The sequence below is a fragment of the Streptomyces sp. NPDC055287 genome, assembly GCF_053646035.1.
Map to the genome: position 1 here is coordinate 1 of NZ_JBSHNE010000061.1, position 22,809 is coordinate 22,809.

Below are 22,809 nucleotides of genomic sequence, written 5' to 3' on the forward strand. Positions count from 1 at the left end.
GCCTGACGGCTCTTCAGTTGGGCCTGACGGCCCAACACGGGCCTGACGGCCCGTAAGGTGACGTGTCGTCATGCCTGGCGGCATGACTGTGTGTTGGTTGGGTTGGCCCTGACGGGCCAACAAGGAAAAAGGAAGCGGGGCCTGGCGGCCCCGCTGTCGCATGCTCAGGTGTCATGCCTGGCGGCATGACGGTCGGGTGTTGGATGGAGGTTCGGGTTCCCTGCCCTGCCGGGCAGGGGTTCGGTGTGTCTCGGCGCCTACGGCGCCGTGATGTCGTAAGGATTTTTTAGACAGTTATCCGGTTGCTGTCCCCCTCTGGCGTACCCGGGCGAGTGGCCTTTGGCCCTGACGGGCCAACAGAACGAGGCTGCGGGACATGCCTGCCGGCATGTCCGGTTTCTCGTAGCACCCCGCTGCCGCGGGGGCACGTCTTCGCCGGTTTTGAAGTGCGTTGTCAGACCCAGCCTGTATGTTCCGGAAGTTGTTGGCCCATCTGGAATGAGCCCCGAATACCACTGGTGGGGCGTGGAGGGGTGATGAGCTGTGTCTGTGAGTCAACATGTTGCCGCTCGGAAGATCATTACCGCTGCTCTGCGGGCTGGTGCAGCGTGGATCAACCGAGTTGAGGAGCCTCGGGCATGGCGGGAGCTGTCGCGTATGCATGGGGTGCTCTTATCAAGCCTGCCGGTAGGGGCAGGCCCTTCGACCCCCGCCGAGATGATCGATTTGCTGCCGGTGCGCTTGCGGGAGTGGACTCCGTTGGCGTGGGACGAACTCCCTTCTGCCATGGGCGATCTGGTTGTCCTGACGGACAACGGTGAGCTGACCGAGGAGGCATTCGAGGCGGGGATGAACTATCTGGAGGCCTTGTACGGGGACGACGGATACTTCGATCTCGGTGGGACATGGCTTCCTGCGTGGGTGCGGCAGACGGCTGAGCAGACGGAGCGGGCAGCCTTCCGGCACATCCGCTCCGATGGACAGACCAGCTATGTATCGGCGCGGACCATGCTGACCGAGGTGCCGTACGGCACGGAGCGGGCGTTGGTCGAGGAGTACTCGCGGCGTGGTGCGGCGCGAATGGACGTGTATCGGCCTGTTCCCTCGGACCGGGTGTGGGTGGGGGCGTCGTCGTGGTTGTGGCCATGTCCGCAGTGCCGGTATCCGATGGTGCTGCGGGGTGGGCAGTTGCGGTGTGAGTATCCGCCGCATCAGAGCCGGTTCGGCCTTGTCCCGGGCGGTGGCAAGCGGGGTGGGCCGCCTGTACTGACCGGTGGGCGGGGCCGGTTGACGGCTGCGGAGCCGGCGGAGGGCGTGTTGTGCCTGGACTGGGGGGTGTGGCGGTACATCACCTGTCCCGGACTGAGTGAGGTGAGCCTGATGCAGTGGCTGGAGAAGCAGGACGGGGTGCGGGTCGAGCGCTGGGAGAACCTGGACGAGTGGGATGTCGGCGTCTACCTGGCGGACGGGCATCGCTGGCGGGTGGATGTCAAGGACCACCAGGACGCGCAGACGATCACCGACAGGCCGCCTGCCGGGGAGACGGTCGTCGTGCCCAACTATCGGCGCAGCCAGGTCAATCAGCTGCAGTCCGGGCTCGATGCGCTGCGGACTGCTGACGGGCAGCGCTACAGCGTTTTCACGGTCAGCCGTTTCAAGGCGGCCGTGACCCGGCGGTTGAAGAGGACGGGCGCATGACGTCGCCGAAGAACGCGAGGTACTCCGTCAGTGTGCCGCTGACGCTGCGGGCGGCGATCCTGCTGGCAGCGCGAGTGTTCCCCAACCGGGCGGTGGAGGTGCAGGCGGCGTGGCGGCGTGTGGTGGATCTTGCTGATGCGCACTTCCTGGCCACGGGGCAGATGCATCTGTGGGACGGCTGGTCTGCTCTGGCTCTGGCCGATCAGGTGCGGATCACGCGGATGCTGCGGCAGCGGCCGGCTGTCCTTGCCCACCATTCAGTGTTTGTCGCGGAGACGGCAGCGGCCTTGGACAGCGGTGAGGCGGTCGAGTTCGCCCCGGCCGACGGGAATGAGCAGGTGCTGATCCTGCCCGTGGGCGATGAGGAAGCCCTCATCGATGCCTTGCTGGACGAGCTCGAGGACAACGCGGCCAAGGGGCAGTTGCTGCCCAAGCCTGCGCCGCCCGGCTCTTACGTCAGCGACCTGCGGATCAGGGATCCGCTCAGCCCGTCCGGCCGGGTGGTGGATGTCTTCTACGACCTCGACTACCAAGGGTCCCCTGCTCCCAGCGTCGTGCACGAGCTGGGCGACGCCCCGGTCGCGGCCGAGGTGGCGGTCCCCTTCGCCGACCTGGACGAGATCGCGGGCCGACTCGATGCGCTGCGCGGGCAGAACTACCGGCGCAAGGCGGTCGCGGACATCAGGCGGCACGCCCGCAACCGCGACGGCACAGATGTGGGCGACCTCCTGCGCGTCCAGGCCGGGCCGCTGCGGGTCTTCCACGCCCCCACCGGTATGGGCAAGAACGTCCTGAGTGAACTCGTCGCGCTGTGGTGCGCCCAGCAGGGCCGGGTGATCTCTCTCGTCGTTCCGCAGAGCGCGCAGGTCCTGGCCACGGTGTACCGGCTGCGGCAGGATCTGGCCGATCTGAGGGTCTCCGCGCAGGTCACGCCGGTCGTCTCCCCCGCCTCCATGATGGAGCTGGCCGAGCAGACGGCCGGTAACCCGCAGGACGATGCGGACTTCAGGACCTGGGTGTACCGGGAGATGTCTTACAGCTGTCCCCTGACCGGGCACGCCACCACCTCCTCCGAAGCGGTGGACACGTGGATCCCGGGCCAGGAGCCGTGCGACCAGCTCAAGCCCAATGGGCCGAAAGCGGACAAGACCTTGTCCTGCCCATGGCGCGGCGGCTGCGGGAAGTTCCGCCACCACCGGGCCGCGGCGTCGGCGGACATCCTCGTCACCAACCATGCGAACTTCCTCACCGGACACATCCACGCGCCGGTAGCGGGGCGGCCTGCCCCGGGACGGCGCATGACCACCGAGCAGCTCCTGCTGCACCGCAGCCATCTGGTCATCATCGACGAGGCCGATGCACTGCAGGCGCAGGCTTTCGACCAGGCGGCCCGTCAGGTGCTACTGGCCCAGGACGGTGCGGAGCGCACCCCGGTACGCGAGCTCGACAGCCAGTTCCGGCGGCACTGCCACCGGCTGCCGATGAGCCTCGAGCAGTACCTGCGGCCGCTGATCAACCACCTGTTGTGGCTAGCCGAGTCCTACGTGTCCCACCTCGTCGGCGGTGTCATCCATCCCGACCGGGAGCGGCGCAGCATGGTGGTGCCGCGCCGCTGGGATGGGATGTTCGCCTCCCGGATCTTCGGGCTGGAGGCTGGGGAGCGGCCCAGTGAGCAGCAGATGCAGGCGGTTAACCAGCTGTACAAGCGGGAGGGGCCGCTGGAGTTCGCTGAGGAGGTCGAGGGGCTGACCGAGCTGCGGGAGCTTTTGTCCTCAGTCACGGATCTGGCCGGCGGGTCGGACCGGCTCACCCACGCCACCTTGAAGCGCATCGGGGAAGCGTTTTCGGCAATCACCGGCGAGAGGGACGAGAAGCGGCTGTCCTCGCTGGCGCTGCTGGCGGCCCGGCGCGCGTATCTGGAGGAGATGCGCAGCATCCTGCACCGCATCGTCGGTGTCGCTGCACCGTTGCAGGGGGCGGGGATCTCCGCCGGCAACGGCCTGGTGGACGCGCTGGCATCGCACGTGCCGTGGCGGGCTGCCCCCTACGGTCCATTGGGGCGTGCGCTGTTCGCGTTCTCCGAGACGTTCGATCCTGGCGACCGGCACCAGACGGCGCTACGACTGAAGTCCTATGTCGGAGATCCGCACGCTCACCTGGCCTACCTGGGCGAGGTGAGCACGCTCGCCCATACCGGCACACGCCGGGCGGTGATCGGGATGTCCGCCACGGCGTTCATGCCGTACGCGCCGCGCCATCACCTCCTGCCGGAGCCGGCCTGGTACGTGCCTGACGACGTCAATGGAAGCCTCACCATCGAGCTGCAGGCTGGCCAGGACAACGGGGCGGGCATCGTGGTGTCCGGCACCGATGGAGTAAACCGGGAGCGCGCCTATACGGCCATGGGGCGCAGCGTCGGTCAGGACCTTCCCGCGCAGCTCGACGCAGTGGCCGCTGATGCGGAGACCGCGCACCGTGCGTATGCGCTGCTCGCGCCGACCGCCTACGACGCCGGTCCCGCGCTCGCCCGCGGCATGATCGAGGCGGGGGTCTTGGCGTCGGAGATCTGTGTGGCGGTGCGGCCGCAGGAGATGGCCTCGCTGGAGCGGATGCCGCCCGGTTGGGTGCCCATCCCCAGCAACCGGCTCGAGCAGTTCCCCCACGCCGTGGGTCACGGCCGGTGCCGGTACCTGATCGCCCCCATGGCACGGGTCGAGCGTGGTCTGAACATCGTCGACCGTGACGGGCGCTCCCTGCTGCATGTGGCCTGCCTCGTCAACCGGCCCATTCCGGTGATGGAAGACCCCCCGGTGCTGCTGTCCCTGGTCAACTCTCTCGCCTACCGACGGCGGCGGCCCGGCCCAGAGCCCGCGGCAGAGCTGGAGCGGCTGCGGATTGTGGCGGGCCAGATCTTCGATGACATCCGCAGCGGGCAGGGCTACTTCAAGTCACTGGGCGAGGACGTCAAACTCGCCGTGGTCGCGGAGATCCTGACCCGGCTGATCCAGCTGGGCGGGCGCACCCGCCGCGGCGGGGACCACGGGCGGCTGCGACTGCTGGACGCCGCCTTCACCCACACCGCCGCCGACTCCACGCTGCCCGCCCTTCTTGAGCAGTTGCGCGGGAAATGGCAGGCCGAGGACCACATGCCGCTGATCGACGCCGTCTACCGCACCACCATGACCGATGCCCTGCTGGGGCTGACGGAGCACTCCCCCACCGGATACGAGGAAGAGGAGCTGAGCGAATGGTGAGTAGTGACGAGCCCAGGCGCCTGTTCACCCTGTCGTTCGCGCTGGATGACCGGCTGCTGGGCACGGTGTACGTCTATCCGCAGGACGAGGCGTTCGCGCCGGCCTGGCGGCGGCTGCCGAGGCCACGGGGGAAGGACGCCGTGCAGCCGATCGCGTCCCTGCAGACAGCGGCGCGTGCCGTGACCGGGGAGCGGCTGGTGTTCACCAACCCCGACCGGCCCGCCAGAACCGGCCGGTGGGCCGGACGGAGCGTGATCGTCACTCCAGGGTCGCTGGACGGGTCCGTGATGCGCACTCTGATGCGGGAGTGGGAGACGCGGTTGGACGGGCATGAGGGTCGTGACACCCTCTCCGCCCTGCTGCAATTGTCCGATGAGGGGCCCCAGCCGCTCAGTTCGCTGCTGCACCGCGACGCCATGGGGCGGATCACCGGTCCCCGCTGGGCGTTCAGGGTGGCCGGGTGGCGGCTGGCGAGCATGCTGGCCGCCCAGCCGCTCCCGCTCGACGAGTCGCTGCCTGCGCTGCGGTTCCACCTCGACAGTGAGGGCGACCTGCTGGCGTGGCAGGCCCCGCTGGTCCACGAGCGGACGTGGATCGACGAGGAGAGCGGCAAACGCCGGCGCATCGCCGGCTACGCCATGGAGCGCATCCACATCGAGGTCGAACCCGCCCCCGGCGGAAAGACTCTCATCGCGCATCTGTCGGCGCGTATCTCGCGCGTCGCCACCCATTACAAGGGCATCCGCAACGTCCTGCTGTGCCATCCCGTCAACCCGGACATCATCCTCAAGGCCCCGATCACCACCCGGTGGGAGAAGGGCCCGGATGGATTCATGCAGCCCGCGGCCGTCCGCTACCGCGGGGCGACGGCACAGATCGTCGAGGCCTGCGGGGTCGGCCGCCTGCCCCAGCCGCCCCTGACGGGGCTGGACGAACTGGCAGAGGTGCGCGGGGTGCACCGCACGGGCAAGCACCCGATCGACAAGGGCGCGGGGGCGATGTTCCACGCCCGGCTCGAGGAACACGCCGGGCACGTCCTTGGCCAGGAGCCCGTCGTCTACTCCGGAACATCCATCAAGATCAGCAAACCGGGCGAGAGCCTGCCGCCCTACGTTCCGGCCTACAAGATGGCCGACGCCATGACGAGCGCCCGCCTCGATACGGTGCGGGCCGTCGTGCTGTACGAGTCGGCGCAGTGGCACAGGCGGGTGATGGGGCAGCTGGCCCGCGACTACGCGCGGCCCGAGCTGGCCGAGCTGCCCGATGAGCAGCCGGTGGTCCTGGCGCCCGGGTATGAGCTCGTGGCGGTGCGGCTGCCCGAGCTGGTCCGCCATGGGAGCCACGACCGCAGTCTGATTCTGAACACGCTGCCCTGGTTCAAGCCCGGTGCTGGGCGGTCCCTGGTCGCGGCCCTGTGCGAGACGCGCTACCCCAGCGAGCAGGAGAAGGAAGCGGGGGTGACGGACGCCAAGCACGCGCTGAAAGGGCTTTTCGCCGAGCGCGGCATCCCCTCGCAGTTCATCACCATGGACTCCGACCCCGGCGACCCGTACCGGCTGAACACGCCTGAGAAAGTCGCGCGGGCCAGGGCCCTCAAGGCGGGTCTGCCGGAGCCGGACGTCGCCTACAAAGACGACCACGCGGTGCAGATCGCGCTCGGTAGCCTGCACTCCGATTCCGGCATCATCGACAACCGCCTGGCCGCCACCGCCTTCCACCGCAATGCGAAGGACACGGCTCTGGACCGGGAGGCTGTGGCAGTGGGTCTGTGGACCCGCTATCACCGCTTCGATGAACGTCCCGGCCGCCCCCGCAAACCGGCCGTGCTGGCCATCACGCTGGTCGCCATGCGCATCCCACTCGGCGAGGACGCGTACTGGCCCACCCTCATGTACAGCGACCAGGGTTGGCTCCCTCTGGCCCAGGCGCGGGCCCTGCACCATGCCGGTGCCATCGGGAAGAAGGGGCATCACCTGCGGGAGGACCACGGGGGCCCGGCCAACGTGCGCACCTACGTGCACCGGGCACTTACGGGGCTCGGCGACAAGTTTCCGATCATTCTCTTCACTGAGGAGCGTGAGCGGCTCTGGCCAGGGCTGTGCAATGACCGGATCGGGGACGGCACTGTTCCCGGGCAGAGCCTGATCACCCAAGGGCGGGATGTTGCAGTCGTGCGGGTAGGCAACGGGCAGGGCACGCCTCAGCCGTCGCGGCGCACCGGCGGTGGGGGCAGGCTGCCGAACAACCCGCGGCAGCCGCTCATGCCGGAGAAGATCATCTACCGCCACGACTATGAGGGCGCGGTGTCCTGGCTGTTTTCCGGGCAGTCCCGCCAGCACGCCGGCGGTCAGCGCACCGGCACCGAACACACGCGTCGCACCCTGCCCAGCGGTCAACTGGCCCAGATGGGCGCTCCCTTCCACGCCATGACCCGCACCGAATACGTGGTTGCCCGCCGTGGTGGCTGGCGTGAGGAGCAGTTGGTCGGTCTTGCCGCCCGGGTCTCGGAGCAGGCGGCGATGTGGGACGGGCGCACCAACCTTCCTGCGCCGCTGCATCTGGCCAAGAGCGCTGATGAGAAGCATCCCAGCTTCGTCGATCAAGACGGGTTCGGCGGGTAGTGCGTATGGCGTGGCGTGGGCTTCGCGGGCTGCTGCCGGAGCGCCTCGCGGCAGTGCGGGGGCTCGCTCGCGTCACCGGGGCCCTGCGGACCGCGGCCTGACGACGCCGCCCCCTGCCGTTTCTTCCGCAAGCACGAGCAGCCGTCCGACGGAGACCCGCGCCGCGTCAAACGTCTCCTTGTAGCCGCCGATCGGCATCTGTGCGTCGCTGAGGAATACCGGGTGCCCCTCAGCCCTGAGTAGCTTGATCACCCTCTGCTCCACGCGGTAGGCGTCCGCGCCCGTGGTGAACTGGATCTGAGCGAACGGCATCCAGCCGTGGCTCTGGAACCGGACGACGCGGTCCTCGCGGGTCCGCAGTCCAGTGATCCCGATCTTCACGGCGCCGTATTCGGCGTGGGAGAGGACGTACAGGCGGGCCGGGGCGCCCGGGTCCAGCCCGTAGCGAGCGCAGTGCTGGCAGCATTCGCCCCTGTTCCGGACGTTGTTCAGTCTGGGGGCTGAGATCTTCTGGCACCGCTCGCATAGCGAAAGCCAGGGCGAGGAGATGTTCTTGAACGGCTCCAGCGGGCGGAAGCCGACGGCCCGCATGTCGGCAACCGCCTCGTGCGGGTCTCCGGGGCCGTACCGCTTGCAGAACCGGCAGCCGCCGGCACGGCTGGTGACGTTGTCGTACCGTGGGGCCACGATGTGCCTGGCCGCGACGCACTGCGACAGCCACGGCTTACCGGTCCCGAGGAAGTCCACCAGCACGATGAAGCCGTGTTCCAGCATCGCCGCCGCAGCTTCTTTCGGGTTCTTCGGGGCGTTCGGCGCGCACCAGATGCAGGCCCCCTGCCCGCTCATCACGTTGTTGCGGTTCGGATAGATAACCTGCTTGCACGGGATGTGACGGCACATCCAGGGTTCGCGGGCCCGGCCTGGGTAGGGCTCCAGGGGCTCGGCGTTGCCCAGCCGTCGCATGTCAGCGGCCGCGACGCTGGCGGGAATCGAAGGGGGCACGGCCATCTTTCTTCTGGGGGCTGACGTGGTCTTGATCGGCGGCGGGCGGGCCGCCGTCGGGAGCGCGCTCTGGCTGGGTCTACTGCTTTGGGTAGGTGGCGAGGTAATCCAGGAGGGCAGAGAACGCCGTGACCATGTCGTTCAGGTCGACCTCATCCTGGAGTACTGCAGAACTTCCGTGCCCGCCACCTTCGTATCCGTAGTACTGCGGATGGCCCTTCGGTCCTGGCTTCTTCTTGAATCCGTCGCCCTGCGGATCCATCACGAGTGCCTGCACGCTGTGGCCTGCGTGCTGGACGAAGCTGTTGCGGGCGAGCCATTTCTGATGGCGGTCCGCGAGGGATCCGTTGGCGGTGGAAGTGGCCTCCGGCGTCTGCACCATGATGCGGATCTCGAAGGGGCTGTCCGTTCCGCGTCTGGGCTGCAGACGCTGGATCTCGGCGACGACATAGCCGTCTTCCGTCTCCCGCCAAGCGCAGATGTTCGGAGCTCCCATCTGGGAGCGCTGCCGCAAGTTGAACACCGTGCCCTCTGGGGCGGCAGCCTGCGTGAAGCGCGCCAGTCGCCGCAGCCGCAGTGCGTCGCTGAGCGCAGTCGAGGCCTGGTCCGCCGGGCCGGTCGCCTCGGCCTGCAGCACCACGAGCTGCTGATGCGCCCGGATGGCCAGCAGCCGGGCGAGGTCGTCCGATGAACTGTTCCAGCCGCCGAGGAGACCGTCGAAAGTGAGCCGACGGGACCAGGTACTCGGGCCGTCCGGGATCGGATCGGCATTCGGGCCCACCAGGTAGCGATCAGCTGCCGGTATGCCCTTCGCCTCCGCCCAGGCGTCATACGCCGCGAACTGTTCGCCGTGAGCACCGGTGCCGAGCTTCATCTCCATCAACGCGCGCTCGACGCCGTCCAGCAGGACGACGAAGTCGACCCGACCGGTAGGCGCACTTCTGCGTGCCTTCACCCGGACCTCGCGCCGGACGGTGATCGTGCCCTGAGCCAGGCGCAAGGCCGACCTGAGCGGCTCGGGATCAAGTTCGGTGAGGAAACACAGCAAGTCCGACCAGTCGTCTTCGGTACGCAGCAGGCGTGTCAGTCCGTAAGTCACGGCCGGACGCTACACGCCGCCTCTGACAACGGGTCTGTTGCACGATCGGGTGATATCTGAACTGGCATGCACTGTGGGGCGGGTGGGAAGTATGTCGCTGTGTCCAAGCCTTGTCCGGAAGAGTCCGCGAGGACGTAGTGCGGGCAAGGCGCGACTTTGAGGCTGGGTGAGCCGCGGGCTCGCACGGCCGTCCGGCTCCTCGCTCAGACTTTCCGTCTCGCCGCTCACGGGCCCGGTATGAGGTCACTTGGAGTAGGTCTGCTTCCAGCGTGACCGGTGGGTGGCTCCTCCTTGTCCGCGTCCGTTGACTTCGGCCAGCGACAACAGCGGTGTCCCGTTGTTCCACAGGCCGAAGAAGTCACGGTGCAGGGTGAGGATCTGGTGGCCGACGGCGAACGCTTCGGCCTGGCGGCTGAAGCGTGTGGTCGCGACGAAGATGGCCACATCCGCAGCGAAATGCACCTTCGCTCCGAGCAGATCGCGTACTTCGCGGCTGGCGATCGTTCGATGGGGTGCGTATCGCTTGCACTGGATCACCATGCTCCGGCCGTCTGGCAGTCGACCGAGTACATCGGCTCCGTTGTCTCCGGTACCGCCGACTGTGCGTACCTGTGTGCAGCCGTCACGGCGGCACAACTCTGCGACCACTTCCTCGAACTGAGTTCCGGACAGTGTGTCGATGACAGCCAGCGTCCGCCGGCCCGCTGTGATCTGTTCCTGCCGTCTCCACGTGGCGTCCTTGCTGCGCATCAGCCTGTCGGTGCGCCATAGCCGCCAGGCCATCCAGCTGACTCCCGCGGCGGCAAGGACTGAGCCGATATACAGCCAGATCATGGGGTGCAGCAGGGCCAGCAGGATCAGTGCAGCGAGCGCGCCCGCTGCCGCCTTGTATCGGGCGGTGCGGAGTCTGCGGGCAGTTCTGCTGTTGCGTTTGGCCGCCATGTACGCCCCCTCTCGCGCCGGGCCGAATCGGTTCCTCCCTTCTGTGCAGTGTGGGCATGCTGAGCGGCTTCACCAGGTCGCGGTTCCGGCCATTGGCTTGAACCTCTCGTCCCCTGCAGGCGCCGGTCGTTGTTCGAGGTGGTGGGCTCGCCTTGTTTACAGGCCGAGTTCGGCCAGTGCTGTCTGCTTGTGCTGGCTGAGGCCGGAGCGCCGGCGTCGCAGGTTGCTCAGCCACTGGCCCAGGCGCACGGGGTCGCCTTCGATCTTCTCGATGTGGCGCTGGGGGACGTTGAGATGGCCTTCTCTCGCGCGGAATGCCTGTGCGGCGGCCAGTCCGCGCTGGAAGGCACGCTCCCGTGCCGGCAGGTGGTTCTTCCCTGCCGGGGAGGCGGACGTGCCGGGCAGGTCGGCGAGTCCCAGCTCCTTCAGCAGGCTCTTCTGTTCGGGGTGAAGGCGGTCGGAGCGGGTGCGCTGGGCCTCAAGCCACTTCTCTTCTTCGGTAGCCGTCGTCCTGTTGCGCTCCAGGCTCTGGCGGGCAGCGTGGTAGGTCCGCTGCCAGGTGATCGGCCAGGGCGGGTTCCACCACCGGTCCAGAGCGGTGAGGGCGGCGGCGCGCTGGTCGGTGAGCGCCTCAGCGCGGGTGCGCTGGGTGGCCAGCCAGCGGCCGAGGGGGAAGCCGTCATGGACGTCCTCGACAGGTGCGGCGAGGTGGCCGTGGCGGGCGGCGTAGGCGGCGGCGTGGGCCAGTGCGCGGTCGAAGGCCTGCTGGCGGGGGTCCCAGATGATGCCGAGGCGTTCGAGGGCGTGGACGCGTATGGCGTCGAGGGTGTCCTTGGCGCGGAGGTGGCGTTGCCAGGTGAGCCAGCGGCCCAGGGGGTAGCCGGTGGGGTCTTGGTAGGTCTGGAGGACGTCGAGGTGGTGGTGGGTGTGGCGGTAGCTGCGGGCTGCAGTCAGGCCGCGACGCCATTCGGCACTCTTGGGGGCGAGGACGCGCAGGGAGAGGGCGAGAGCGACTTCTTCCGTTTGGGTGGGGCGGTCGAAGCGGAGCCAGGCTTCGGGGTCTTCGCCGGGCATGGTGGGGCGGTTGGTGCGGGGGTCTGACAGGCGGGCGTCAAGGCGGTCGTCGTGCGCGCGTAGGGCCTGGATGGTGCGCCACAGCGGGGTGTAGGCGTCGGCGCCCAGAAGGTCGTCGGGGTCTTCGTCTGGGGTGAGGTAGACGGGGACGACGAGGGTGGCCTTCTTGCCAGCGCCGGGTTTTTGGCGCAGGGCGCGGCCGACGGCTTGGACGGTGTCGACGGGGCTGTTTTTGGGGTCGGCGAAGACGACGGCGTCGATGTCGGGGACATCGATACCTTCCCCCAAGACGCGGGCGTTCGACAGGACTGCCGGGGTGTCGGGGCTGGTGTGGGAGGTGAACTCGAGGAGGAGGCGGCGGCGGACTTGGGGGGCGTGGCTGCCGCTGATCCAGTCCGCCCACAGTCCCTCGGGCCGGAGTTCGGTGGGGAGGGTGGCGGCCGTGTCCGTCAGGGTGGTGGCGAAGGCGCGGGCGTCGGCGACGCGGTGGTGGAAGGTGAGGATGCGGCGTAGCCGGTGGTCGTGGATGGCGCGCAGGGCGGCGACCTGGCGACCCGCCAGGCGCAGTCCGTCAACGCCGGCTCCGGCTCCCGTGGCGAGCCAGTCGCGCAGGTCCGTGTCGGTGACGACGGGGACGAGGATCTGATAGTCGGCGAGCAGCCCGAGGTCGATGGCGTCGGAGAGGTTGAGGTGGTAGGCGACGGGGCCGAAGAGGTCTTCGTCGTCCATGGAGGCCACTGCCTCTGCTCCGTCGCCGTCCGAGGTCTCGTCGGGGTCCCAGATGCGGGGGGTGGCGGTCAGGTAGAGGCGGCGGGCGGCAGGGATCTGGTCGTCGTGGTGGACCGCGGCCCATGCCTTGCCGAGACGGCCGGCCGTGCGGTGCGCCTCGTCGATGACGATCAGGTCCCAGGGGGGCAGTTGGTGGTCGCGGTGCGCGGTGACCACTGCAGTCAGGGAGGCGTAGGTGGCGTAAACGGTTACCGGGCCTGGTCCCGTCTTGCGGATGTGGGCGGCCAGCTCACCGGGGTCGGTGGTCATGGGGACGTCGGCGCCGACTGGTTCGTGGTCGAGTGCCTGCCGCGCGGAACAGACCGCAACGGCGGTGCCTTTACGCCCGGCCAGTCGCCAGGAGCGGATCGTCTGGGACAGCAGGTCCAGCGTCGGCAGCAGCACGAGGACACGGCCGCGTGGTGCGGTCCGGGCAGCGGTGCGGGCGGCGATCAGAGTCTTGCCGGTGCCGCAGGCGGCGATCACGCTTGTGCGGGGGTGCTGGGTCAGGTTCCGGGTGGCTGCGGCAACCGCGTCCCTCTGGTGGGGGCGCAGCGTCAGCTCGTTGGGTGCCATGGGCAGTGGGCGGCTTTCAGAAGGGGGTTGGTCAGGCGGCGGGGATGCGGTGCTCGGAGAGGTGCTCGAGGACGTGCTGGTGGGCTTCCCAGCCGTCGGGGAACTTGGCGGGGACACCAAGCGGGACAGGGTCGTTGGAGGGGTGGCGGTCGAGGAGGTCGGTGATGCCGGCGCGGGCGACCATGATGCAGGCGTGGCGGTGGCGTGAGGCCAGCACGCACAGGCGGCCGGCTTCCAGGTGGAAGGCGGAGGCGTCACGGCGGCCGGAGAGCGGGTGCAGGACGATGGTGACGGCGAATTCGCGGCCCTGCAGGCGGTTGGCGGTGTCGGCGCGTACTCCTCGGGTGTGGGGGGAGTAGTTGAGGAGCTGCTGGATGTGGCGGGCCTGTTCGCGGTGTGCGGTGCCAATGGCGATGTCGGCGGGCTGGAGGCGGCGGCCGTCGGGGTGTTTCTCGCAGATGGCATCGGCTCCGCGGGTCAGGAGGCGGGAGGCCAGGGCGACGGTGGCGTGGGCGGCCTCGGCGTCGATGCGTGCGGTGTGCCGGGGCGGGAGTTCGTGCAGGGCCCAGCCGGTGCGGGCGGCTTCCTCGACGGTGGCGTCGCAGGGGTCGTGCAGGCCTTGCGTGGTGAGGGTGAGGGTGCGGGTGGCGGGCGCTGTGCCGGGGTGGAAGGGGGTGAAGGGGTAGAAGGCGCGGGACACGAGGCTGGCTGCTGAGGGGGGAAGGCGCCAGGAGACGGGCAGGGTGTGGATGGTGGTGTCGTTGTGGTTCGTCAGGACGGTGACGGCGTTGTTCATGGGGTCGTGGGGCAGGCCGGTCCACCGGGGGGTGCTGACGATGGAGAACGGGTCGAGCTGTCCGGGGTCGCCCACGAGGAGGGCGCGGTCGAAGAGATTGGCGATCAGCAGGAGGGCGTCGGAGCGCATCTGGTAGGCCTCGTCGATGATGGCCCACTGCCATCGGGGTCCGTCAACGTAGGCCCATTTCATGGCGGTTGCGATGATCACGTCGCAGGAGAGGACGTCTTTGATGTCCTTGCGGATGATGGTGTCGGTCAGGGCCAGAATTTCTTCGGGTGCCTCGTAGGTGCCTCCGGTGAGGCGTCCTACGCGCAGCCGGGGGGCTGCGGGGTCGGCGAGGCTGATCAGGAGGTCGTCGACCTGGTGGTTGGTCTGGGCGACGATGATGCATCGTTCACCGGCGGCGGCGAGGGTGCGGGCGGCGCGTACGACGAGGGTTGACTTCCCGGCGCCCGGGGGCGAGTCGACGACCAGAGGCTGGTCGGTGCCGGCGGTGAGTGCGGTGAGGATGCTGGCGACGGCGGCGTTGGCGAGTTCTGCGGGCGGGATCGAGGGCTGGGTCATGACGGGGGTTCCTCGGTCTTCTCCAGGGCGGCGGCAGGATGGTTGTGCTGGGGGCCGCCGTGGGTCCAGGGGGTGTTCTCGCGGCTGGGGAACGGGGGCCGGCTGAAGAATTCGGGGGCGAAGGTGAGCTCGAGCGTGTCTCCGACGTCGGGGACAGAGTCGGTTCTGGGTTTGTTCACGGTGCCGGTGAGGGTGGTGACCTCCAGCAGGAGGTCCGTCCCCCGGCCGTGAGGCGTGATAGCGCGCACGGCGAGGTGTACGCGGGGGTTGCGGGGTCCAGCGAGCAAGTGTCCGACGTCCAGGCGTACCGGGTCGGTGGTGTGCAGGGTCAGGCGCGGTCGCAGTTTGGGGCTTCTGGCGCCGGGGACGGTGTGGTGGGCGTCGACGTCGGTGACGGTGCCGGTGAGGGCTTCTCCGGTAGTGCGCCGTTCGGCCATGAAGAATGGGTCTTCCAGGGCGCGGTGGGCGTCGAAGGCGCCTTGGGCCAGTTCCATGCGGGCGAGTCGGCGGGCGGCGGAGACGGGGTCGTCCTTGCGGGGCTGGGGGCGTCCGTCTTCGGCGAGGTAGGTGCTATAGGCGGTGAAGCGGTCGCGGTCGGCGGCCCAGCGGCGCTGGGCGTCCTGGGTGAGGGGTGAGGTGCGCAGCAGGCCGAGGGCGTGCCAGGTGTCGTCCCAGGTGGGCTTGAGGTAATCGTGGAGGAGGGCGTGCAGCCGGTCGGTGAGCCGGAGTGTCGCGGCAGCGTTGCCCTCTTTGATGGCGGTGTCGTAGGCCGTCAACAGGGGGTCGAGTTCGAAGCTGTCGAAGGAGGGGTCGGCGGCTGGGCCGGCGGGTCGGTGCAGTCGGCCGTCGGGGCCGGGCGCTTGGGGGTTTTCGGCCTCTAAGGCGGCGCGCAGGCCCGTGGTTCCGGGTGGTGGGTCGATCCAGGCGAGGAGGGCGGCCAGGTGCTCGTCCTCCAGGCGGCTCTGGCCGGTGATCCAGCGGGTGGCGAGCAGGTCGGTCAATGCCAGCAGGAAGGCGGAGCCGGGATGTTCGGCGTGGTCGGCGAAGAAGGTGAGCCACTGGCCGAGGCGGCTGACGCTGCGGGCCGGATCGGTTCCGTCGGGCGTGTCCGTGAAGCGCAGGGCGCGGCCGAGCCGCTGGACGTAGGGGATCGACTTGCGGTTGGCGACCAGGAGTTGAGGGGCATGGGTATGACGTTCGCGAGAGGGCTTCTTGCCTTTCGCGGGCAGGTGTTCGGTGTTCTGGAAGCTGTTGATGTAGGTGAGGACGTGGTCGGCCAGTTCTTCCCGGAACGCGGGGGGTCGACCGCCTGGCGGGGCGACGAGGAGGCGGGGATGGCCCGGATCACTGCCGAGCATGACGGCCAGCGGGTTCGCCTCGGTGCCGGAGCGGTTGAGCGGCAGGAAGATCAGCGGCTGGTTGGTGAGGTGGAAATGGCCAATCATGCTGGCGTCCTGCACCGTTTCGGTCTCGGCCGCCTCGAGGCGCAGCAGGGTGGAAAGCCGGCTCATGCGGACTCCCGCAATTGGGTGCGGACGGTGTGCGCGTGCTGGAGGGCGGCGGCCAGGTCGGCCTGGTCCGCAGCGGGCTCACGGACTCCCTCGGCGAGGCGCAGGGCGGTGCCGATGTGATCGACGCCGCCGAGGTCGTCGCGGATGTCGCTGCCCAGGACGTCGATCAGGCCGTCGTCGCGGGCTTCGCCGCGGCAGACGTAGGCCAGGTCGCAGAAGTGGCGGCAGGCGGGGGTGTAGCGGGTGGTGGTGGTCTGCAGGGCTGCGATGAGTTCTTTGGGGTCGCGGGTGGGCCGTTCGCCCTGGTCGAGGGCGAGATCGAAGGTGGTGCGGGCGGGCAGGACGTCGAGGAGCGGTTCGATGCGGGTGAGCCGGTTGAGTTGGCGGGTGAGGGCGGCGATCTTCTTGCGGGCGTCGACGACCTTGGCGGTGGGCTGGCGGGTGAAGTTGCGGGGCGTGACGAGGATGACGTCGTGGGAGACCTGGTCGGGGTTGATGCCCTCCTTTTCGAGGAGTTCGCGCAGGGCGAGGATGTAGACGGCGGCCTGGGTGACAGCGGCGCCCACTTTCACCGGACTGGCCTGGTCGTCGACGATGGCGAAGGACTTTATCTCGATGATGTGGAAGACGCCGTCGATCTGGAAGGCGACGACATCGGGTTCGAGGAAGACGGGGTTGCCGGCGACGGTCAGCTGCAGGATGGGGTGGTCCAGCAGCGTGCGGGCGGGGCTGGTGGAACGGGCTGCTTCCAGGACGGCGTTGCGGGTGTGGGTGTAGCGGATCTGGTGGGAGGCGTCCTGGGTGCCGACGACTGCGAGGTCGGTGTGGGCGGCTTCGGGCAGCGGCAGTTTCAGGACGTCGCGCAGCAGGCGTAGCAGTTCGGCGCAGCCGTCGGCCTTGACCTGCTGTTCGAAGGTGGCTCCGCTCCTGAGGGCGAGGGAGGACTTGGCGAGCGGGCGGGGTTTGCCCAGGTGGACGGCGATGGCGTCCTTGTCGATACCAGCGGCGTCGAGCAGGGCCCGGCGGTTGCAGCCCGGGTTGGTGGTCAGGGCCGCGAGGGTGCGGGCGTCGTGCCCTTTGGCGGGGGCGGGGCCGCGCAGCGCGGCGAGCCGGTCGTTGAGCTGACTCACGAATCTTCCTTGCGGGGACGGAGCGCAGGCGGTCAGGTGACGGAGCGCAGGCGGCGGGCGGACTGGAAGGATCCTCCGAACAGCAGTGCTGCGGCGTCGAGTTGGCTGCGGGCCCGGGCGGCAGCCTGGCTGCGGGTGGTGGTGTCGCTAGCGGTGTGGAGGGTGAGTTCGTCTTCGGCGGCGCGGCGCAGCAGTGCCAGGTCGAGGGGGGTGCCGGCCGTGCTGGTGTGCGGTAGGGGGGGCTGGGCGCCGGGGATGTTCTGGGCGTAGCGCACGAGGAGTTGGCGGGCGGGCAGTGGAAGGGTGGCCGTGTCGAGGCGTTCGGCGGCGTCCGCGATGTTCAGGGCGCTGGTGAGGAAGTGGACGCGGGCGCTGAGTGGTCCGACGATGCGCTGTTCCAGGGACCAGGTGCTGACGGTGAGCAGGCCGCGGGCGGGTGAGAGCAGGTCGGAGGTGAGTGCGGGGCAGAGGTAGTAGGGGCGGGCGCCGGGGGCGCTGCGGTAGGAGCGTTCTTCGTCGCGGCGCAGGCTGGTCAGCCGGGAGGGGGCCAATCCGCCGGCGAAGAAGGCTTCGTGGACGGTGCTGATGAGTTTGGGGGCGGCGGGCACGGCGAGCAGGGTCAGGACCTGGTGGACCTGTTCGCGTGCGGGCAGCAGAGTTTGCGGCTCCGCGGGGGCGGCCTGTGCGGGAGCGCTGTTCTCGCCGTTGTCGGGAGCGTTACTCTCCTCGCCTTCTTCGGCCTGCGCGAAGAGGGCGTCCCAGGCGCGCTGGGTGCGCCGCAGTTCGTCACGGAGCTGTTTGACCTGGTCGCTGTCACGGGCCAGTTGGGCGCGCCGCATGGCCTGCTGCAGCTGATGCATGCGTTGTTCGAGTGCGTCCAGATGCTCGTGCATGGCAACCACCCTACCGCATTCCAAGGTTTTCCAGTTTTCTCCTGTGATTGCTGTTGTAGAGTCGTCGGCACTCCGCCAACTGCCGCTGCGCAGGGGGCATCGGGCAGTGCTGCCTTCACCGAGGAGAGCCGTTCATGAAAGCCCTGCACACCTCCGACTGGCATCTGGGCCGCGCCCTGGGGCGCCGCTCCCGGGACGAGGAGTTCGACGCCGTCCTGGCCGAGATCACCGCCATAGCGGACTCCGTGCAGCCGGATCTAATTGTGCACAGCGGCGACCTGTTCGACACCTACCGGCCCGCGCACAAGGACATCTTGCGCGCGATGCGCTGCCTCGACGGCCTCGCGCGCATCGCACCCACCGTGGTGCTGGGCGGCAACCACGACTCCCCCGAACTCTTCGACCTGCTGGGCTACGTGTGCACGCTGCGGCCCAACGCCGACCAGGGCCGCCTGCACTTCGTGCACAGCCGGGGCGACACGGAACCGGGCATCGTGCTCGATTTCGACAGCCGCGACGGACACGAGCGCATCCGCCTGGCCGCCCTGCCGTACGTGCACCCCAACCGCTATCTGCACCTGTTCCCCGGCTTCGGGACCACCGAGGGCGCCTACGCGGCCGGTCTGCGCGAGCTGCAGGACGGGCTGCTCGCCCGGCTGCTCGACGGCTACGACCCCGGCCGTGACGTGCTGCTGTTCACCGCCCACCAGTACGTGGCCAACGCCGTTCCTTCATACAGCGAGCGGATGTGGGAGGCACGCGAGCCCTACGCCGCCGCAGCGGACGCCCTTCCGCAGGTCGCCTACTGCGCCCTGGGGCACATCCACAAACCCCAGCCCGTCGGCAGCGGGCGTCTGCCCGCCCGCTACGCCGGCAGCCCCCTGCAGATGGACTTCGGCGAGAGCGAGGAGACAAAGAGCGTCACCGTCGTCGACGCGGCCCCCGGCCGGCGCACGCTCACCACCCCGCACACCCTGCACTCCGGACGGCGCCTGGCCCGCTTCGACGGCACCCTCGAGGAGCTCGGCGCCGCTGCCGCCCAGTACACCGGCGCCTACCTCAAGGCGGTCATCCGCACTGACGAGCCCGTCCCCCGGCTCGGGGAACGGATCGCCGACCTGGTGCCGGGCGCCGTCCTGGTGGACTTCGAGGAAGAGTGCGCAGCCACCCGCGCCACCGTCCTGACGGGCGCCGACGCGGCCGACGACGGACAACTCGACGTCACTGCGGCGTTCAGCGCCTACCTCGCCGGAGCCAGCACCCCCGGGCAGCATGCCGACGAAGTCGTGGCCGCCTTCGCGGACCTGCTGAACACGCCGGACTCCGTCCCACCCCCCTCCCCCGCCGAGCATCTGCTCACCGAAGCCATCACCACCCCCTGGAGCAGCGGCGCACACGGCGGTACGGAGACCACCTCATGAAGATCGTCCGTCTGACCTTCTCGGGGGTCCGCAGCTACCCCGGCACCTGCGAGATCGACTTCACCGGCAAGACCCTTGTCGGCATCCTCGGCGATACCGGCGCGGGCAAGACCAGCATCCTGGAAGCCATCACCGTCGCCCTGTACGGCAGGTGTTCCTTCACCGACCAGGCGGCCCAGCTGCGCTCCGACGACTGCCAGGCCATGAGCGTCGACCTCGTGTTCCGTGTGGACGGCCGGGAATGGCGGGCACACCGCGTCTTCCATGCCACCCGCGGCGCCCAGGCACGACTGACTGACCCAGACGGCAAGCACACCGACGGCGCACGCGCCGTCGACGCAGCCCTCCGCGCGCTCCTGGGAATCGACTACATCACCTTCAAATCCTCCGTCCTGGTCCCGCAAGGACGCTTCGGTGACCTGCTCAACGCGCGTGACGCCGAGCGTGCCCGCATCCTGAAGTCCCTCTTCGGTGTCGACGAGCTGCAGCGGGTACGCCAGCTCGCCGACGGAGCCGTCAGCCGAATCAAGGACCTCATCAGCCAGGCACGGCAGGAAGACGCCCGGCTGCTCACCGACCCGGGCACTCAGGCCCAAGCGGACCGGGAACGGTACGAACAAGCCTCCCTTGGCGCCGCAGACCTCAACGACCGGCTGGCCGACCTGCGCCGGCTGCAGACCGAGGCTGCACAGACGGCGCAGCACGCCCGCCTCAGCGGGAAGGCCACTGCTGAACTCACCGAGCGGCGCGTGACCGACTACGGCCGCATCACGGCCGCTGTCCGGCAGGCCCAGGACGAACTGCAGCAGTTGCAGGAGGCCAACGCCGCAGCCGAGGCCGCCGTCCAGGGCGGCCTCACGGCTGTCGCTACCGAGCAGGAGCAGGCCGTCGCAGCGGGCCTGGCTCCCGACACCCTGGCGGCAGCCGCCCAGGTCCTCAGGGACATGCCCGGCAGGCTCAGCACCCTCGCGGAAGGACAAGCGGCACACGCCCAGTTCCTGGCCGAGCTCACGACCGAGGAAGAAGCCCTGGCCCGGCGCGCCGACGAACTGGAGAACGCCGAGAAACACATCGCCGAGCTGCGTGGGCAGGCGCAGGACACTGACGAGGATGCCGCTGCCGCCGACGCGGTGCTGCAGGTGCTGACGACCGCCGTCCGGCACGCCGGTGAAGCGGCCGGCGTACTGGCCCAGCAGCGCTCCAACCGCACCATCACCAGCAGCAAGCTCAGCACCCTCCTGCAGGCTCCTCCCAGCAGCGACCCGGAGAAAGCGCGGACCGCGATGGCAGAGGCGCAGGGCGTGCTGGACGGCATCCGTCGCCGGGAGGCCGCGCACACGGCGGGCGGTGGGCTGGGTCCCGGGGACGGCTGCTCCGTCTGCGCCCGGCCGCTGCCCGAGGGCTACCAGCCGCCGCAGCCGCAGGACGGCAAAGCTCTCACCCAGGCCGCGTCCGCGGTGAAGAAGGCCTCCGCTGCACTGAGCAGCGCCGAGCAGGAACACGCCCGTCACACGCACGAGGTGGAAGGGCTTCAGCGGACCCTGCAGGAACACGAGCAGCAGGTCGAGGAAGCCGCTGCTCAGTTCGGAGCGTCCCTTCCGGCGGTGCGTGAGCAGGCGCTGGAGCTCGCCTCGCGCACGGAGCACCCCCAGCCGGCGGTGTTCGCCGAGGAGCTGGAGACCACGGTCGCGGCAGCCCTTGCCCGCATGGCCGACGGTGCACAGCCGACTGCCGCCGAGCGGGAGGCCCTGACGGGTGACCTCCTGCAGGTCGCCCGCAGTCGCGTCGTTGAGTCGCAGGAAGCGGCCGACGCCAGCAGGAGGGAGCTGTCCCGGGCACAAGCCGAGCTGGGCGCGGAGCGCACCTCGCTGGAAAAAGCCACGCAGGCCTCAGGCAAAGCCCGCGAGCAGGCGGGAAAACGGAGCGAGCACCTGGAAAACGAGCGACGCAGCCTGCTGGCAAGCCTGTCCGTAGTACCCGAACCCGTACAGGTCGCGCTGCCCCGGCCTCCGCAACTCCCCACGGCGGACCACCTGGCAGCTGCGGCCGAAGCGGTGCGGCACGAACAGAGCCGCCAGCAGGACCTGGCCGAACGGCAGGAAGAGCTGCGTACACGCATGCAGGAGCTACTTACCGAGCAGAGCGAACTGGCCGAACGCCGGCAGCGCGAGATCACTGACCCCCTGCAACAGCTCGAAGCACGGCTGCAGCGCTGGGCTGACAGCGCCATCAGCGCTGCAGCACTGGTCGAGGAGTCCGAACGCCCCGCACTGCCTTCCCCAGCCGCGGCGAGCGACCCTGCAGCCGCGAAGGAGTACGCCACAGCCCTCGAAACCGCCAGTACCCTGCTGCTGGCGGCGCTGGACGGACACGACACCGCGGCGCGCGCGTCCATGGCGGAGCTGACCACGCGGCTTTCCGCGCATGGCCAAGAGGTGGCGGACGCCTACCCCGGCACCTCGATGCTGCAGGTGACCGGTGACACGGATCCGCTGGACCCCACCCTCCTGGACGGCCTGAGCAACCAGGCCGGCACCCTGCGCAGCGAAGCCGAGTACGCCCTCAACGACGCGGAGAAGGCTGAGTCCCAGATTCCCCACAAGGAACGACTGGCAGATGCGTTGGCTGCAGGCGAGCGCCAGCTAGCTGCCTGGCAGGCGGTGAGCACCCATATGACGGACGGGAAGTTCCTCGGCCACCTCACCGACCTGCGCACCCGTGCCCTGCTCGCGCACGGCAGTGAGTTGCTGCAGCAGCTCTCCGGCGGACGGCTGGGCTTCGCCGACGACTTTGACATCGTCAGCCTCACCAGCCACACCCGCCGCAGCTCACGCACCCTTTCCGGCGGGGAGACCTTCCAGGCCTCGCTCGCCCTCTCCCTCGCGCTGGTGGAGATGCACGGCCGAAGCGGCACCCGCATGGAAAGCCTCTTCCTCGACGAAGGCTTCGGCACTCTGGACAGCGCTTCCCTCGACAGCGCCCTGCAGGTCCTGCGCACGCACGTCGGCACCAACACCCTGTTGGCCGTCATCAGCCACCTGCGTCCGGTCGCCGAGACGGTGCACGATGTGCTGTGGGTCGAAAAGGACCATCGCGGCTCCCAGGCACGCTGGCTGAGTGCGCCCGAACGCGACAGCCTCGCCCGCGACGACCTGCACAATCTCGCAGACCTGGCATGACCACCAGCGCGTTCAAATGCGTTTAGCCTCCGCCCCGGCCTCGGCGCGCCACCCGAAAGTCACTTCTCCGGGTTCAGGGGCCCGGTGCGACGGATATGCCTTGTGGTCGGCGGCGCCGCCCCTGGGGCCCAATCCACCCAGGGGCGGTCCACGTTCCTCCTACGGAGCCGGCTCGAAGTGGACTGAGGCTGATCCTTTGGAGTGGACACCCTGACAATGGATCTTGATGGTCCAGGGAGGGATGTCCAGGTGGGACGCAAGTCTCCGTATCCGGAGGA

At 69.2% G+C, this 22,809-nt stretch carries 13 protein-coding genes; 5 read left to right on the forward strand and 8 right to left on the reverse strand.

What is annotated here, in order from left to right:
• Positions 1-549 precede the first annotated feature (549 nt).
• Genes ACWIHY_RS37240 through ACWIHY_RS37250 form a run of 3 tightly spaced genes read left to right on the forward strand, consistent with a single transcriptional unit; the run spans position 550 to position 7,573 of the window.
• Positions 550-1,698, forward strand: a complete 1,149-nt coding sequence (locus tag ACWIHY_RS37240) for a restriction endonuclease-related protein (RefSeq protein ID WP_454380993.1) — start codon at positions 550-552, stop codon at positions 1,696-1,698.
• Positions 1,695-4,952, forward strand: a complete 3,258-nt coding sequence (locus ACWIHY_RS37245) for a hypothetical protein (protein WP_454380994.1) — start codon at positions 1,695-1,697, stop codon at positions 4,950-4,952. The genes ACWIHY_RS37240 and ACWIHY_RS37245 overlap by 4 nt, the downstream gene beginning before the upstream one ends.
• On the forward strand, positions 4,946-7,573 hold the full coding sequence (locus ACWIHY_RS37250) for an RNaseH domain-containing protein (protein WP_454380996.1): 2,628 nt from the start codon (positions 4,946-4,948) through the stop codon (positions 7,571-7,573). Before ACWIHY_RS37245 ends, ACWIHY_RS37250 begins: the two co-directional genes overlap by 7 nt.
• Positions 7,574-7,645: 72 nt before the next feature.
• Here ACWIHY_RS37250 and ACWIHY_RS37255 read toward each other — a convergent pair whose 3' ends face one another.
• The 8 genes from ACWIHY_RS37255 to ACWIHY_RS37290 all read right to left on the reverse strand — a co-directional run bounded on the left by ACWIHY_RS37255 (position 7,646) and on the right by ACWIHY_RS37290 (position 17,931).
• Positions 7,646-8,575: a hypothetical protein gene (locus tag ACWIHY_RS37255; protein WP_454380997.1), complete on the reverse strand. Its 930-nt coding sequence runs from the start codon at positions 8,573-8,575 to the stop codon at positions 7,646-7,648.
• Between the two features lie 79 nt (positions 8,576-8,654).
• Positions 8,655-9,674, reverse strand: a complete 1,020-nt coding sequence (locus tag ACWIHY_RS37260) for a hypothetical protein (protein ID WP_454380999.1) — start codon at positions 9,672-9,674, stop codon at positions 8,655-8,657.
• 243 nt (positions 9,675-9,917) lie between these two features.
• Positions 9,918-10,616, reverse strand: a complete 699-nt coding sequence (locus tag ACWIHY_RS37265) for a restriction endonuclease (RefSeq protein ID WP_454381001.1) — start codon at positions 10,614-10,616, stop codon at positions 9,918-9,920.
• A gap of 156 nt (positions 10,617-10,772) precedes the next feature.
• Positions 10,773-13,034: a Helicase associated domain protein gene (locus ACWIHY_RS37270; protein WP_454381003.1), complete on the reverse strand. Its 2,262-nt coding sequence runs from the start codon at positions 13,032-13,034 to the stop codon at positions 10,773-10,775.
• A 31-nt stretch (positions 13,035-13,065) separates the two neighbouring features.
• A complete protein-coding gene (locus ACWIHY_RS37275) occupies positions 13,066-14,397 on the reverse strand; it encodes an AAA domain-containing protein (RefSeq protein ID WP_454381005.1) in 1,332 nt (443 codons plus the stop codon).
• Positions 14,394-15,908 (reverse strand): hypothetical protein, encoded by a 1,515-nt coding sequence (locus ACWIHY_RS37280; RefSeq protein WP_454381006.1) that lies wholly within the window; start codon positions 15,906-15,908, stop codon positions 14,394-14,396. Before ACWIHY_RS37280 ends, ACWIHY_RS37275 begins: the two co-directional genes overlap by 4 nt.
• Positions 15,905-17,038 (reverse strand): hypothetical protein, encoded by a 1,134-nt coding sequence (locus tag ACWIHY_RS37285; protein WP_454381007.1) that lies wholly within the window; start codon positions 17,036-17,038, stop codon positions 15,905-15,907. The genes ACWIHY_RS37280 and ACWIHY_RS37285 overlap by 4 nt, the downstream gene beginning before the upstream one ends.
• Positions 17,039-17,070: 32 nt before the next feature.
• Positions 17,071-17,931 (reverse strand): hypothetical protein, encoded by an 861-nt coding sequence (locus tag ACWIHY_RS37290; protein ID WP_454381008.1) that lies wholly within the window; start codon positions 17,929-17,931, stop codon positions 17,071-17,073.
• Between the two features lie 134 nt (positions 17,932-18,065).
• Here ACWIHY_RS37290 and ACWIHY_RS37295 point away from each other — a divergent pair, with 134 nt between their 5' ends.
• On the forward strand, positions 18,066-19,352 hold the full coding sequence (locus ACWIHY_RS37295) for a metallophosphoesterase family protein (protein WP_454381010.1): 1,287 nt from the start codon (positions 18,066-18,068) through the stop codon (positions 19,350-19,352).
• A complete protein-coding gene (locus ACWIHY_RS37300) occupies positions 19,349-22,531 on the forward strand; it encodes an AAA family ATPase (RefSeq protein WP_454381011.1) in 3,183 nt (1,060 codons plus the stop codon). Before ACWIHY_RS37295 ends, ACWIHY_RS37300 begins: the two co-directional genes overlap by 4 nt.
• Positions 22,532-22,809 lie beyond the last annotated feature (278 nt).

What these genes read in the sequence shown, in the direction of transcription:
- ACWIHY_RS37245 (WP_454380994.1), top strand. Translation starts at nt 1,695, where the DNA reads ATGACGTCGCCGAAGAACGCGAGGTACTCCGTCAGTGTGCCGCTGACG.
- ACWIHY_RS37250 (WP_454380996.1), top strand. Translation starts at nt 4,946, where the DNA reads ATGGTGAGTAGTGACGAGCCCAGGCGCCTGTTCACCCTGTCGTTCGCG.
- ACWIHY_RS37265 (WP_454381001.1), bottom strand. Translation starts at nt 10,616, where the DNA reads ATGGCGGCCAAACGCAACAGCAGAACTGCCCGCAGACTCCGCACCGCC.
- ACWIHY_RS37270 (WP_454381003.1), bottom strand. Translation starts at nt 13,034, where the DNA reads ATGGCACCCAACGAGCTGACGCTGCGCCCCCACCAGAGGGACGCGGTT.
- ACWIHY_RS37275 (WP_454381005.1), bottom strand. Translation starts at nt 14,397, where the DNA reads ATGACCCAGCCCTCGATCCCGCCCGCAGAACTCGCCAACGCCGCCGTC.
- ACWIHY_RS37280 (WP_454381006.1), bottom strand. Translation starts at nt 15,908, where the DNA reads ATGAGCCGGCTTTCCACCCTGCTGCGCCTCGAGGCGGCCGAGACCGAA.
- ACWIHY_RS37290 (WP_454381008.1), bottom strand. Translation starts at nt 17,931, where the DNA reads ATGCACGAGCATCTGGACGCACTCGAACAACGCATGCATCAGCTGCAG.
- ACWIHY_RS37295 (WP_454381010.1), top strand. Translation starts at nt 18,066, where the DNA reads ATGAAAGCCCTGCACACCTCCGACTGGCATCTGGGCCGCGCCCTGGGG.
- ACWIHY_RS37300 (WP_454381011.1), top strand. Translation starts at nt 19,349, where the DNA reads ATGAAGATCGTCCGTCTGACCTTCTCGGGGGTCCGCAGCTACCCCGGC.